The 14,206-nt window shown below is 66.4% G+C and carries 11 protein-coding genes; 4 read left to right on the top strand and 7 right to left on the bottom strand.

All coding sequences use genetic code 11. The features are described from left to right. A complete protein-coding gene (locus K7G19_RS14910; protein ID WP_226107908.1) occupies positions 1-1,245 on the top strand; it encodes an MFS transporter in 1,245 nt (414 codons plus the stop codon). 82 nt (positions 1,246-1,327) lie between these two features. On the opposite strand, the gene mnmE is transcribed toward K7G19_RS14910, so the two are convergent. The 6 genes from mnmE to rpmH all read right to left on the bottom strand — a co-directional run bounded on the left by mnmE (position 1,328) and on the right by rpmH (position 6,718). After that, positions 1,328-2,761 carry a tRNA uridine-5-carboxymethylaminomethyl(34) synthesis GTPase MnmE gene (gene mnmE / locus K7G19_RS14905; protein WP_149317362.1) on the bottom strand — a complete coding sequence of 478 codons (1,434 nt, stop codon included), beginning with the start codon at positions 2,759-2,761 and terminating at the stop codon, positions 1,328-1,330. A 19-nt stretch (positions 2,762-2,780) separates the two neighbouring features. Beyond that, positions 2,781-3,866, bottom strand: a complete 1,086-nt coding sequence (locus K7G19_RS14900; protein ID WP_226107906.1) for a CHAD domain-containing protein — start codon at positions 3,864-3,866, stop codon at positions 2,781-2,783. 182 nt (positions 3,867-4,048) lie between these two features. Next, on the bottom strand, positions 4,049-5,710 hold the full coding sequence (gene yidC / locus K7G19_RS14895) for a membrane protein insertase YidC (protein ID WP_149317363.1): 1,662 nt from the start codon (positions 5,708-5,710) through the stop codon (positions 4,049-4,051). Between the two features lie 20 nt (positions 5,711-5,730). Continuing rightward, positions 5,731-5,991, bottom strand: a complete 261-nt coding sequence (gene yidD, locus K7G19_RS14890) for a membrane protein insertion efficiency factor YidD (RefSeq protein WP_149317364.1) — start codon at positions 5,989-5,991, stop codon at positions 5,731-5,733. A gap of 14 nt (positions 5,992-6,005) precedes the next feature. Beyond that, positions 6,006-6,419 carry a ribonuclease P protein component gene (gene rnpA / locus K7G19_RS14885; protein ID WP_149317610.1) on the bottom strand — a complete coding sequence of 138 codons (414 nt, stop codon included), beginning with the start codon at positions 6,417-6,419 and terminating at the stop codon, positions 6,006-6,008. A gap of 164 nt (positions 6,420-6,583) precedes the next feature. Beyond that, the gene (gene rpmH / locus K7G19_RS14880; RefSeq protein ID WP_006578231.1) at positions 6,584-6,718 is read right to left on the bottom strand and encodes a 50S ribosomal protein L34; all 135 of its coding nucleotides are present in this window, start codon (positions 6,716-6,718) and stop codon (positions 6,584-6,586) included. 813 nt (positions 6,719-7,531) lie between these two features. Between rpmH and dnaA the strand changes: the two genes are divergently transcribed. From dnaA to gyrB, 3 genes are all read left to right on the top strand, one after another. After that, positions 7,532-9,241, top strand: coding sequence for a chromosomal replication initiator protein DnaA (gene dnaA / locus K7G19_RS14875; protein WP_226107904.1), 1,710 nt, complete (start codon positions 7,532-7,534; stop codon positions 9,239-9,241). 321 nt (positions 9,242-9,562) lie between these two features. Then, the gene (gene dnaN / locus K7G19_RS14870) at positions 9,563-10,678 is read left to right on the top strand and encodes a DNA polymerase III subunit beta (RefSeq protein ID WP_023264426.1); all 1,116 of its coding nucleotides are present in this window, start codon (positions 9,563-9,565) and stop codon (positions 10,676-10,678) included. A 224-nt stretch (positions 10,679-10,902) separates the two neighbouring features. Beyond that, complete coding sequence (gyrB, locus tag K7G19_RS14865; protein WP_149317366.1) at positions 10,903-13,428, top strand: DNA topoisomerase (ATP-hydrolyzing) subunit B; 2,526 nt, start codon at positions 10,903-10,905, stop codon at positions 13,426-13,428. A 122-nt stretch (positions 13,429-13,550) separates the two neighbouring features. On the opposite strand, the gene K7G19_RS14860 is transcribed toward gyrB, so the two are convergent. Next, the gene (locus K7G19_RS14860; RefSeq protein ID WP_226107902.1) at positions 13,551-14,087 is read right to left on the bottom strand and encodes a dihydrofolate reductase family protein; all 537 of its coding nucleotides are present in this window, start codon (positions 14,085-14,087) and stop codon (positions 13,551-13,553) included. Between the last annotated feature and the right edge of the window lie 119 nt (positions 14,088-14,206).

Genomic DNA, 14,206 nt, shown 5'->3' with positions numbered 1-14,206 from the left:
ATGACGACACTGGTGTTCAAGCAGCGCGTGTTCTACGGCTGGTGGGTGGTGGCGGCCGCGTTCGCGGTGACCTTCGTCGGCTTCGGCAGCGCCTATACCTTCAGCGCGTTCATCGAGCCCTTGCAGCGCGAGTTCGGCGCGTCGCGCGGCGCGGTGTCGCTGGTGTTCTCGCTGGCGGGCTTCCTGTATTTCGCGCTGGGCATCGTCAGCGGGCCGCTGGCCGATCACTGGGGTGCGCGCCGCCTTTGCATCGCGGGGATGCTGCTGGTCGGCGCGGGCCTGGCGCTGGCGAGCGTCGCGCGCAATATCGTCGAGGTCTATGCGGCCTATGGGCTCGGCGTGGGACTGGGCGTCGGTCTGGCGTATGTGCCGGCGGTGGGCGCGGTGCAGCGCTGGTTCGTCAAGCGCCGCGGCCTCGCTTCGGGGCTCGCGGTCAGCGGCATCGGCGTCGGCACGCTGGCGATGCCCCCGCTGGCCGCGCTGCTGATCGACGGCATGGGCTGGCGCGGCGCCTATCTGACGCTGGGCGTGCTGGCCGCGGTGCTGGGCGTGGGCGCCTCGCTGCTGCTGGAGAACGATCCGCGCGAGCGTGGCCTGGCAGCGGACGGCGAGCCGTTGCCGGCCCATGCCCACGCCGCGCCGCCGTCGGGTGATCTATCGGTGCGCGACGCGGTACGGACGCGCCAGTTCATCAGCCTCTATGCGGCCTGCCTGATCGCCTCTTTCGGCGTGTTCGTGCCCTTCGTCCATCTGGTGCCGCACGCGCAGGACCTCGGCATTGCACAGGGCTCGGCGGTGCTGCTGCTGGGCGTGATCGGCATCGGCAGCACGGCCGGGCGCTTCTTCCTCGGCAGCCTGGCCGACCGCATGGGCCGCCAGCGCTTCCTGCTGTGCACGGTGATCGCGCTGGCGTTCACGCTGGTGATCTGGGCCGTCGCCACCGGCTTCTGGATGCTGGCCCTGTTCGCCTTCCTGTTCGGCGCCTGCTACGGCGGCTGGGTCGCGGTGCTGCCGGCGGTGGTGATGGACCTGTTCGGCGGCCGCAATGTCGGCGGCATCATCGGCGTGCTGTACACCAGCGTGGCCTTCGGCACGCTGATCGGCCCGAGCGCGGCCGGTTATGCGTTCGACGCCAGCCGCAGCTATACGTTGCCGATTCTGGCGGCGGTGGCGGCGAATCTGATTGCGGGGGCAATTCTGATGGTGGCGGCGCGGGGGACGAAGCGGGGCTCGGCACAGGGCTGATGCCAAACCATCAGCCTACCCATCGTCAGCCTACCCATCGTCAGCCCACCAACGCGTCAGTCCACCAACCCAAGGGGCTGCGCTATTTGCCGATGCAGAACCGCGTGAAGATCGTCCCCAGCAGATCGTCGCTGGTGAACTCGCCGGTGATGCTGTTCAGGTGTTCCTGCGCCAGCCGCAACTCCTCGGCGAACAGGTCCAGCGCCTTGTCCTGCTGATCGGCGCGTTCGGCGGCAAGGTCCAGATGCGACTGGGCGCTGCGCAGCGCGTTCAGATGGCGCTCGCGCGCGAGGAAGGCGCCCTCGTTGCCGGCCTGCCAGCCGATCACGCGCAGCAGCTCGTGGCGAAGCAGGTCGATGCCGGCGCCGGTGCGCGCCGAGATCCAGATTTCGGTGGGGTTGGGGCCGTTGGCGACCACCACGTGGGGACGGTTGCCGCCGAAGGTGATGGCGCCGACCGCAGGCGCGAGGTCGATCTTGTTGACGACGCGCAGGATCGGCGCGCCGGGCGGCAGATGGCCCGACAGGCGGTCGTCGATCGCGTCGTCGATCTCGGACAGGCCGTGCTGCAGATAGTCGGTGGCGTCGATCAGATGCAGCACCACGTCCGCGCGGCCGATCGCTTCCCAGGTGCGCTCGATGCCGATGCGTTCGACCTCGTCGACCGCATCCTCGCGCAGGCCTGCGGTATCGATGATATGCAGCGGGATCCCTTCGATCTGGATGGTCTCGCGCACGCGATCGCGCGTGGTGCCGGCGATCGGCGTGACGATGGCGAGCTCCGCGCCGGCCAGCGCGTTGAGCAGCGAGGACTTGCCGACGTTGGGCTGGCCCGCCAGCACCACCGACAGGCCCTCCCGCAGCAGCGAACCCTGCCGCGCCTGCGCCAGCACGCCGCCCAGCGCGGTACGAATGGTATCGAGCTGGCCGCGCGCATCGGAGGCCTCGAGGAAGTCGATCTCTTCCTCCGGGAAGTCCAGCGTGGCCTCGACCAGCATGCGCAGATGGATCACCTGCTCGACCAGCGCGCGAATCGCATCGGAAAACGCGCCTTCCATCGAGCGCGCCGCCGAGCGCGCGGCCGCCTCGGTGCTGGCCTCGATCAGGTCGGCGACGGCCTCGGCCTGGGCCAGATCGAGCTTGTCGTTCAGGAAGGCGCGGCGGGTGAATTCGCCGGGTTCGGCCAGGCGCAGGCCGACTTCGCGGCCGGCCTGCAGGCAACGCGTCAGCAGCATCTGCATCACCACCGGACCGCCGTGGCCCTGCAGCTCGAGCACGTCCTCGCCGGTGTACGAATGCGGGCCGGGGAAGAACAGCGCGATGCCGTGGTCGATCACCTCGCCCTTGCCGTCGAGGAAGGGCAAATAGGTCGCGCGGCGCGGCGTCAGCGACTGTCCGCAGATCGCGCGCGCGATGGTGCCGGCTTCGGGTCCGGACACGCGGACCACGCCGATGCCGCCCCGTCCGGGCGCGGTGGCGATGGCGGCGATCGTGTCGATGCTGGGCTGGGCGGTCATAGGGCGGTATTGTCGCAGATCAACGCGGCGCCGGCGTCACTGGTTGGGCGGGCTTCGATTGGGCGGGTTTCGGTTGGGCGGGCTTCGGGCGGGCGGGCTTCGGTTGGGCCGCCTTCGGTTGGGCCGCCTTCGGTTGGGCGATCTTCGGTTGGGCGATCTTCGGTTGGGCGATCTTCGGTTGGGCGATCTTCGGTTGGGCGATCTTCCGTCGGGCCACCGGTTGAGGGGCCATCGGTTGGGTGGCGATCGGTGGCGAGCCGGTTCGTGTCATCCCCATCTCGGCCGGCTCGAACGAATCCTCCGCGCGCGGGCCGGACAGCAGCGCAGACAGCAGGCTGCGGGCGCTGGCGGCATCCGTCTGCGCGCCGAGCCTGGCCTGACGGGCGACCAGCTTGCGATGAACGCGTCCGGTGTAGCGCCCGGGCAGCACCGGGCCGACCGCCTCGATCGCGTAGCGCAGGCGCTTGCCGGCGACGCGCAGCGCGTGCAGGACGTCGGCGGCCGGCGCGAGCGTCAAGTCCGCTTCGGTGCCGAGATCCCGCCAGCGCGCCTTCAACGCCCGCACGCTGCGCCGCGCCTTGCGCACGCGCCGGCGCGCCAGCCGGCCCAGCGGCGCATTGGCCTTGCCCGGGATGCCGTCGACGGCCCGGTGCCGCAGCGCGGCCAGGTCGTCGTCGAGCACCGGCAAGGTCTGGCTGCGCTGCGCATGCAGCACCGACAGCAGCGTCGCGCGCGCCGCCTCGCGCCGGGACTGCGCGGTGTCCAGCAGCGCCAGCAGCACCGGATCGCCCGGTTGGCGCGACAGCGCGGGCTGCAGCGTGTCGGCGATCAACACATCCCAGTCGCGTACGGGCCCGGTGGCCCGCATCAGGTCCCGCAGCACGATGCGCCAGCGCGCCGCCAGCGCGCCCGGCAGCGCGGGGGCAAAGACCCAGCGCACGGCACGCAGGTGGCGCACCGCCACGCGCAAGGCATGCAGGTCGTCGGGCCGGTCGCGCCGGTCCATGGCGCGCAGCGCGTCGGCGATCCGCTGCAGATCGGCGGCGGCCAACGCGGCAAAGGCGTCGAGCGCGCGCATCCGGCGTTTCAGTGTGAGAGTGCCCATGTCGCCCTGTCGCGGTCGGGGCCGGCAGCCCGCGCCGGCCCGCTATCAATGCACCTGGCTACAGTGTAGGAAACGACCTTGCCCGATGCGGCGCATGGTCGTCTTTCGCCCTGGCGGCCGCCCAAAGAAAAAGCCCGACGCTTTTGCGTCGGGCTTCTCGTGTGGCGAGGTGCCGGTCGGGCTCAGCCCTTGGCCGGCGCCGGAGTCTTGCCCTTGCCCAGCATCCGGTTGATCTGCCATTGCTGCGCGATCGACAGGATGTTGTTGACCACCCAGTACAGCACCAGGCCGGCCGGGAAGAAGAAGAACATCACCGAGAACACCAGCGGCATGATCATCATGACCTTGGCCTGGATCGGGTCCGGCGGCGTCGGGTTCAGCTTGGTCTGCACGAACATCGACACGGCCATCACGATCGGCAGGATGTAGAACGGGTCGGGCACCGACAGGTCCTTGATCCAGCCCAGCCACGGCGCGCCGCGCATCTCGACCGAAGACAGCAGCACCCAGTACAGCGCGATGAACACCGGGATCTGGATCAGGATCGGCAGGCAGCCGCCGAGCGGATTGACCTTCTCGGTGCGGTACAGGCCCATCATCTCCTGGTTCATCTTCTGCGGGTCGTTCTTGTAACGCTCGCGGATCGCCGTCATGCGCGGCTGCAGGTCCTTCATCTTGCCCATCGACTTGTAGCTTGCCGCGGACAGCGGGAAGAACACCAGCTTGATCAGCACGGTCAGCGCGATGATCGACCAGCCCCAGTTGCCCAGGATGCCGTGCAGCTTCTCCAGCAGCCAGAACAGCGGCTTGGCGAGGATGGTCAGCCAGCCGTAGTCCTTGACCAGCTCCAGGCCCGGCGCGATCTGCTCGAGCATGTGCTCTTCCTGCGGGCCGGCGAACAGGCGTGCGTCGGTCGACACCGTCGCGCCCGGCGCGATCTCGCCCAGCGGCTGCTGCACGCCAACGCGATACAGGTTCGGGTCGATCTGCTCGACGTAGAAGCTGTGCTGCTTGCCGGTCTGCGGCAGCCAGGCCGAGGCGAAGTAGTGCTGCACCATCGCGACCCAGCCGTTGTCCGACGGAGCGGGCAGCGTGACCTTGCCCTTGGCGATGTCCTCGAAGCTGATCTTGTGGTACTTGTCCGCGTCGGTGTAGACGGCCGGACCGGTGAAGGTGCTGTAGAACTGCGACTGCTCGACGTGGGTACCGTCGCGCGCCAGTTCCATGTACAGCGTCGGCGAGACCGGCTGGGCGCGGTTGTTCGTCACGTCGAAATGCGTCGCGACGACATAGCTGCCCTTCTGGAAACGGTAGGTCTTGGCGAAGCGCACGCCGTCCTTCTCGGCGGTCAGCACGACGTCGAGCGAACCGGCGTTGCCCAGGTCGCGCGGACCCGGCGCGGCGGTGAACACCGTCGTGTGGTTCGGCAGGTCGCCGTTGATCAGGCCCGAGCGCGCCATATAGGTATGCGCGGCGCTGCGCTGGAACAGCACGACCGGATTGCCGGCCTCGTCCTTGTGGCGCAGCAGTTCGAGACGAGACAGGATGCCGCCCGCGGTATCGATCTCGGCACGGACCACGTCGGTCGTGATGACGATCTTCTCGCCGGCCGGCGCAGGCGCCTGCGGCGCGGCTGCCGGGGTGCCGGTCGGGGACGCGCCGCCCACCGCCTTGGGCACGTCGCTGCGCGCCTGCGGGGCGCTCGCCGGCGTGCCGGTCGCGGCGGGTTGCGAGGCGCTCGGGAAGAACATCGAGGCGTGGCCGTTGGCGCGCTGCCAATTGTCGTAGAGCAGCACGAGGGACATCGAGAAGATGACCCAGAGGATGGTGCGTTTGATATCCATGTCTCGCTGTATCTGGGAATTCAGGGTCTGGGCAGCCGGACGCTGACCGTCGGACGGCCGGCGTCGCGCGAAGGCGGCACCGGATCATACCCGCCTTGCGCGAAGGGATGGCAGCGGCACAGCCGGCGGGCGGCCAGCCAGCTGCCGCGCGCGGCGCCATGAGCGACGATGGCTTCGCGGGCGTAATCGGAGCAGGTCGGCAGGAAGCGGCACTGCGAGCCCAGGTACGGACTCAGCGCGATCTTGTAGAAGCGCAGCAGGGCAAGCAGGATAGGCTTCATGTCGGTGCCCTCGATCAGGCGCCGGAAGGCGAGGTGAGCGCAGCGGGCGGAGCGGACGGCAGGGGCCGGGCGGCGACTTCCATCAGCTCGGCCAGTTCGGCCTGGCAGGCCAGCCGGACTGCACGGCGGCTGGGGAATTCGGTGCGCGGGAACTTGGCCTGCAATCGCAGCAACACGTCGCGGCCGACCAATTGGTCCTGCCGCTGGCGGAACAGTTCCCGCACCATGCGCTTCACCAGATTACGCTCGGCGGCGCGCGGCGCAAACTTCTTGCCGACCACGATGCCGAGCCGCGCCTGCGGCTGGCCGTTGGCGCGGACGTAAAGCACGAAATGGGCGCTGCGCCGCCGCGGGCGCAAAGCAAAAACGGATGAAAACTCATCCGTCTTTGTGAGCCTCGCGGCTTTGGGGAAGGCATGGGTCGGCACGCTGGTCAGACTGGCTGGCACGCGTTGCCGGGCCGTCCTGGGGGCAAGGCAAGAAGGGACAGCGGCAAGGGCGGCGGCCGGGACACGACCGCGCCGCGTCCCGCCATCATGCGCCGGCGGTTGCCGGCTGCATCGATGCGGGCCGCCGTCCCGTCACCCGGCCCTTAGACTGCCAGGCGCTTGCGGCCCTTGGCGCGGCGCGCGTTGATCACGGCGCGGCCGCCACGGGTCTTCATGCGCACGCGGAAGCCATGGGTACGCTTGCGGCGGGTAACGGAAGGTTGGTAGGTACGTTTCATGTTGCACTCTCTGGTTGATCTGGGCACGCCCGGCCGGCCAGGGGCCTTGGCTGCCGCGTATGGTTCGCATGGGGGCCGCCGCGGATGCGGTACTGCCGACGCTTGTGATTGTCCTGAAGCTGACCTGACGCCGGCCTTGGGTGTCGCGATACAGGTCTCGCGACGCAGGCTGGGCGGGATGACCGCGCGGCTGGCGCGGGCGACCCGAGCTCAGGTCCGCCGCCGCTCAAGAAATGAAGCGGGTCAGACCCGGCGATGCGCATACGTGATCCCCTGCCGCATCGCAGAACCCGCCATTTAACGGATTTTCTGCGCGCCTGTCAAGGCTGCTGTGGGAGGATGCCGCTGTGCGGGTGCACGCATGGCCGATGACGGCGGATTTCTTGTCCACAGTGGTGCGAAGCACATTTTAGAGTGGCCTAAACACCGCTTTTTTTGCGTGATGCGAAGGACAATCCCCTTTTAAATCAAGCGATTGGCCTCTATAAGTGCCGGCTGCGGGGCTGCAAGGTTGCAGGTTGTGCACAGTCATCCACCGAATTTTCACAAGTTGTCCACAGACTTATCCTTTGTGGATAACTTGGGCCGGGGGGTACAATCCCGGTCCAAACACAACACGGCCTGCGTGGCGCACGCACAACCCGAGGTGTGCAGGACATGACGGTTAGGCGGCTTGGCGGGCGGGGGATCCGACAAGCCGGCTGCGGTAGCGGTCATGCCGGCACTCGGGAGACAGCGGCGCCCTTTTTTATTGGGACTCGAAAGACTGCTGACGTGACGCCAGGCAGCCGTGGCACTACCCAACAACAACCGATGCAAGATTTCTGGCAGGCGGCAGCCGCGCAGCTCGAGCGCGAACTGACGCCTCAACAGTTCAAAACCTGGATCAAGCCGCTCGCGCCGGTCGCGTTCGATGAGAACGCCCTGTCGCTGCGCATTGCCGCGCCCAACCGCTTCAAGCTCGACTGGGTCAAGAGCCAGTTCTCCGGGCGCATCACCGCGCTGGCCTGCGAGTACTGGGAAGCGCAGGTGAGCGTCCACTTCGTCCTCGACCCTACGGCGTCGGGGCGTGCGGCAGCGAACGGCTATCAGGCCCCCGGCAATCCGGGCGGCCCGTACGGTCCTGCCCAGGATCCGGCCGCCCCGGGCGGCGTGGGTCCGGCCGCCCATCTGGCGCCGGCCTACGGCGCGGGCCAGGCGATGGGCCAGCCGCCGGCGCACGGCGGCCAGGGGCCCGGTCCGGGCGCGCTGATGTACGGCGCACCGGAGCAGCCCGGTGCCGGCGTTGCCGCGCCGGCGGGCCATGGCGGCATCCACGGCGGCATCGGCGCCGGCATGGGCAACCCGCAGGCCGCTCCCTACCCCGGTGGCGGCCAGCCGATCGGCGCCGACGTGGTCGATGTCGACGTGCCGCAACTGGACCCGGCCGAGGCCGCGGCGCGTTCGTATCGCGTCGCGCAGCAACCGATGCCCGGCCAGCAGCCGGCCGACACGGTCCACGAGCGCTCGCGGCTCAACCCGATCCTGACCTTCGACAATTTCGTCACCGGCAAGGCGAACCAGCTGGCGCGCGCCGCGGCGATCCAGGTCGCCAACAATCCGGGCAAGTCGTACAACCCGCTCTATCTGTATGGCGGCGTCGGGCTGGGCAAGACCCACCTGATCCACGCGATCGGCAACTTCATGCTGATGGAGAACCCGCGCGCCCGGATCCGCTATATCCATGCCGAGCAGTACGTCTCCGATGTCGTCAAGGCGTATCAGCGCAAGGCGTTCGACGAGTTCAAGCGCTATTACCACTCGCTCGACCTGTTGCTGATCGACGACATCCAGTTCTTCTCCGGCAAGAACCGCACGCAGGAAGAATTCTTCTACGCGTTCGAGGCGCTGATCGCCAATCGTGCCCAGGTCATCATCACCAGCGATACCTATCCGAAGGAAATCACCGGCATCGATGATCGGCTGATCTCGCGCTTCGACTCGGGCCTGACCGTCGCCATCGAGCCGCCCGAGCTGGAAATGCGCGTCGCGATCCTGATGAAGAAGGCCGCCGCGGAAAACGTTTCGGTGCCGGAGGAAGTGGCCTTCTTCGTCGCCAAGCATGTGCGCTCGAACGTGCGCGAACTGGAAGGCGCGCTGCGCAAGATCCTCGCGTTCTCGAACTTCCACGGCAAGGACATCACGATCGAGGTCACCCGCGAAGCGCTGAAGGACTTGCTGACCGTACAGAACCGGCAGATTTCGGTAGAAAACATTCAGAAGACCTGCGCCGACTTCTACAACATCAAGGTCGCCGACATGTATTCCAAAAAGCGGCCTGCCAATATCGCGCGGCCGCGGCAGATCGCGATGTATCTGGCCAAGGAACTGACGCAGAAGAGCCTGCCCGAGATCGGCGAGCTGTTCGGGGGGCGCGACCACACCACCGTGCTGCACGCGGTACGCAAGATCGCCGACGAGCGCAGCAAGGATGCCCAGCTCAATCACGAACTGCACGTTCTGGAACAGACCCTGAAGGGTTGAAAACCCGGCGCCGGGGATTTTGCGGGACGGCCTGCGCGGGCTGGCATACTGTGGTCTGCGCGCCGCGCGCTGCCGCGGGACGCGGAAAAGCCCGGTGGCGACCCGCAAACCCGCGCGGGACAAGGCTTTGCGGGCCGCCGGCAATATTGGGGGATCGTGGCTTTTCATGCACAATATGCAGACCAGCCACACATCGTCCGGCTTTGCCGAGCCGCCCGATCCGAGGTAAAATGCGACATTAACTCCTTGATTCCTAAGTGATTTTGGAGTTGTCCAAGACACCCGGCGGACGCTGACTATAAACGACGAAGGACATATTCAATGCAATTGGTCAAAACCTCGCGAGACAATCTGCTGCGTCCGCTGCAAATCGTGAGCGGCATCGTGGAGCGCCGCCACACCCTCCCGATCCTGGCCAACCTGCTGATCCGCAAGTCCGGCGCCAACGTCTCCTTCCTGTCCACCGATATCGAAATCCAGATCACCACGCACGCCGAATGCGGCGTCGGCAGCGACGACGTGGCCACCACCGTGGCCGCGCGCAAGCTGCTCGATATCCTGCGTGCGATGCCCGACGGCGATGTCGCGCTGTCGCTGTCGGACAAGCGGATGACGGTGCAATCGGGCAAGAGCCGTTTCGCGCTGCAGACGCTGGCCGCCGAGGAATTCCCGACGGTGGCCGAAGCCACCGAATTCAACGCCAGCGTCACGCTGCCGCAGAAGACCTTCAAGCATCTGCTGGCGATGGTGCATTTCGCCATGGCCCAGCAGGACATCCGCTACTACCTGAACGGCATGCTGCTGGTGGTCGACGGCAAGAAGCTGATGGCGGTCGCCACCGACGGCCACCGCCTCGCCTATTGCGCGGTCGAGCTCGAACAGGAAGCGGCGGGCGCCGGCGCGCGCCAGGAAGTCATCATCCCGCGCAAGACCATCCTGGAACTGCAACGCCTGCTCGAGGACAACGACGACCCGGTGCAGGTGCAGCTGGCCGCGAACCAGATCAAGTTCACCTTCGCCAATGTCGAACTGATCTCGAAGCTGGTGGAAGGCAAGTTCCCCGATTTCCAGCGCGTGATTCCGAAGGGCTACAAGAACGCCTTCGCGATCGATCGCATCAAGCTGCAGCAGGCGCTGCAACGCACCGCGATCCTGACCACCGACAAGTTCAAGGGCGTGCGCTGCATTCTCGATACGCATACCCTGAAAATCAGCTCGACCAACGCCGATCAGGAAGAGGCGCAGGAAGAGCTCGAACTCGATTATTCGGGCGATGCGCTCGATATCGGCTTCAACGTGACCTATCTGCTCGACGTGCTGGGCAACCTCAAGAGCGAGCAGGTCCAGGTCAGCCTCGGCGACTCGAATTCGAGCGCGCTGATCACCGTGCCGGAAGACGACAACTTCAAGTACGTCGTCATGCCGATGCGCATCTGATGTTCCGGTAAAGGATCGCAAGATACGCAGAATCCGGAGCATCGAACGGCAGGCTACGGCTCTCGCAGCGGGCAAACAGCCCGCGCGACCGACCCGCAGTAGCAGGGGCAGGATCATGGCGATCCGCCCCTTTGCCGTTTTTATGTAACCGCCATGCGGAGGGCCGATGGCCGCGTCGTAACCCGGCGCGCCGCGCTCCCCGCATTTGCCGTGAGTAGGAAAACATGACCCAACAGCAGAACCCGCAACAGGAAAACAGCTACGGCGCCTCCTCGATCCAGATCCTGGAAGGCCTGGAGGCGGTACGCAAGCGGCCGGGCATGTATATCGGCGACACCTCGGACGGCACCGGCCTGCATCACCTCGTGTTCGAGGTGCTGGACAACTCCATCGACGAAGCGCTGGCCGGCTACTGCACGGAAATCCAGGTCACGATCCACACCGACAACTCGATCTCGATCATCGACAACGGCCGCGGCATTCCGTCCGGCATCAAGTTCGACGACAAGCACGAGCCCAAGCGCAGCGCCGCGGAAATCGCGATGACCGAGCTGCATGCTGGCGGCAAGTTCAACCAGAACAGCTACAAGGTCTCGGGCGGCCTGCACGGCGTCGGCGTGTCCTGCGTCAACGCGCTGTCGAAATGGCTGCGCCTGACGGTGCGCCGCGACGGCCAGGCGCATTTCATCGAATTTGCCCAGGGCGCGGTGCAGAACCGCATCGTCGAAACGGTCAACGGCCCGGACGGACAGCCGGTCGAAGTCTCGCCGATGAAGGTGCTCGGCCCGACCGACAAGCGCGGCACCGAGGTCCACTTCCTCGCCGACCAGGAAATCTTCACCAACGTCGAGTTCCACTACGAGATCCTGTCCAAGCGCATCCGCGAACTGTCGTTCCTGAATAACGGCGTGCATATTCGCCTGACCGACCAGCGCACCGGCAAGGAAGAGGATTTCGCCTTCTCCGGCGGCGTGAAGGGTTTCGTCGAATACATCAATCGCGCCAAGTCGGTGCTGCATCCGAATATCTTCTACGCGAATGCCGAGAAGGAAGGCATTACCGTCGAAGTGGCGATGCAGTGGAATGACGGCTTCAACGAGCAGGTGCTCTGCTTCACCAACAATATTCCGCAGCGCGATGGCGGTACCCACCTGACCGGCCTGCGCGCGGCGATGACGCGCGTCATCAACAAGTACATCGAAGAAAACGAGATCGCCAAGAAGGCCAAGGTCGAGACCACCGGCGACGACATGCGTGAAGGCCTGTCGTGCGTGCTGTCGGTCAAGGTGCCCGAGCCCAAGTTCAGCTCGCAGACCAAGGACAAGCTGGTGTCGTCCGAAGTGCGGCTGCCGGTCGAGGAACTGGTATCGAAGGCGCTGGGCGACTTCCTGCTGGAAACGCCGAACGACGCCAAGATCATCTGCGGCAAGATCGTCGACGCCGCGCGCGCGCGCGAGGCCGCGCGCAAGGCCCGCGAAATGACCCGCCGCAAGGGCGCGTTCGACGGCATGGGCCTGCCCGGCAAGCTCGCCGACTGCCAGGAACGCGATCCGGCGCTGTCCGAACTGTTCCTGGTCGAGGGCGACTCCGCAGGCGGCTCCGCCAAGCAGGGCCGCGACCGCAAGTTCCAGGCGATCCTGCCGCTCAAGGGCAAGATCCTGAACGTCGAGCGCGCGCGCTTCGACAAGATGCTGTCGAGCCAGGAAGTGCTGACGCTGATCACCGCGCTGGGCACCGGCATCGGCAAGGACGACTACAACCTCGACAAGCTGCGTTATCACCGCATCATCATCATGACCGATGCGGACGTCGACGGCTCGCACATCCGCACGCTGCTGCTGACCTTCTTCTACCGGCAGATGCCCGACATCATCGAGCGCGGCTATGTCTATATCGCGCAGCCGCCGCTGTACAAGGTCAAGCACGGCAAGGACGAGCGCTATATCAAGGACGACAACGAGCTGAACGCGTACATGCTGCGCCTGGCGATGGAAAAGGCCAGCCTGCTGCGCCCGGACGGCAGCGAGATCACCGGCGAAGCGCTGACCGAACTGGCGCGCCAGTACCAGCTGGCCGAAGCGGTGATCGGCCGCCTGTCGCGCGTGGTCGACAGCGACGCGCTGCGCGCGATCGCCGACGGCGTCGAACTGAACCTGGACTCCGCCGAAGCCGCCGAGGCCTCGGCCCGCGCGCTGAAGGCCAAGCTGTCGGAAATGCACGCCAAGCGCCTGAACGGCGCCGCGGTCAATGACGACGGCACCGCCGACGTCTACGCGCAGTTCGACGAGAAGAACGAGAAGCACCGCCTGATGGTGGCCCGCCGCCATCACGGCAACGTGCGCCTGTCGCACATCGATTCCGACTTCGTCCATGGCGCCGACTACGCCGCGCTGGCGCTCGCCGCCAAGACCTTCCAGGGCCTGATTCCGGTCGGCACCAAGGTTCGCCGCGGCGAAGGCGAGAAGATGCGCGAGCAGACCGTCAACGACTTCCACGGCGCGATGCAGTGGCTGCTGTCGGAAGCCGAGCGCGGCGTGTCCCGCCAGCGCTACAAGGGCCTGGGCGAGATGAACCCCGAGCAGCTGTTCGAAACGACGCTGGACGTCACGCAGCGCCGCCTGCTGAAGGTGCAGATCGAGGACGCGATCGCGGCCGACCAGATCTTCACGACGCTGATGGGCGACGAGGTAGAGCCGCGCCGCAACTTCATCGAGTCGAATGCGTTGGTGGCACGCAATATCGATGTGTGATCGCGCAGCGCCGTAGCATGGCGGCCTGTTCAAGCCGAGGCAAGACGCCCGACCGTTCAACGGCCGGGCGTTTTTTTATGGCCGGCTCAGAAGATTCAGAAGACTCGGGGCATTCAGGACATTCAAGGCATCACCCGATAAGTCGACTGCACCAGCCCCGAAGGAAAGCTGCGGCTCGATACCAGCGCAAGGTCGATGTCGTGCGGCAGTGCGCCGAACAACGGCCTGCCGGAGCCGATCAGCACCGGCACCGTGGTGATCACCATGTCCGCGATCAGGCCGTCGCGCAGGAACGACTGCACCAGCTGCCCGCCGTCGACATAGACGCGACGCACGTTCTCGCGCGCCAGTGCCTCCATTGCATCCGTCGGCGTCCAGTTGGCAAAGCGGACCTTGCCCTTCAGCGCCTCGGGCACCGGCGTGTCCGCCAATTGCCTGGACAGCACGAGCACGGGCCGGTCGTAAGGCCATGGATCGAACCTCAGCACCTTCTCATAGCTGCCGCGTCCCATCACGATCAGGTCCTTGTCCGCGATGAATTCCGTGTAGCCATGGTCCTCGTCGGGATCGTCGCGCTGCAGCAGCCAGCCGATATCGCCGTCGGGGCGGGCGATGAAGCCATCGAGGCTGGTGGCGATGAAGACGTGTGCGGTGGTCACTGGTTTGCCTCCTTGTGTGCGGACCGTATTGTTGTCCGCGTATGCCCGTGGCACAAGACTCGCCACGGCACTGTTGCAGGTCGGTCGGCTGCCAGGCCGCGCACTATGCCGCGCACTAT

This window comes from Cupriavidus sp. DB3, assembly GCF_020418465.1.
Taxonomy (GTDB): domain Bacteria; phylum Pseudomonadota; class Gammaproteobacteria; order Burkholderiales; family Burkholderiaceae; genus Cupriavidus; species Cupriavidus cauae.
The sequence above is the reverse complement of the archived record's forward strand: the minus strand, read 5'-3'. Positions and strand labels throughout refer to the sequence as shown.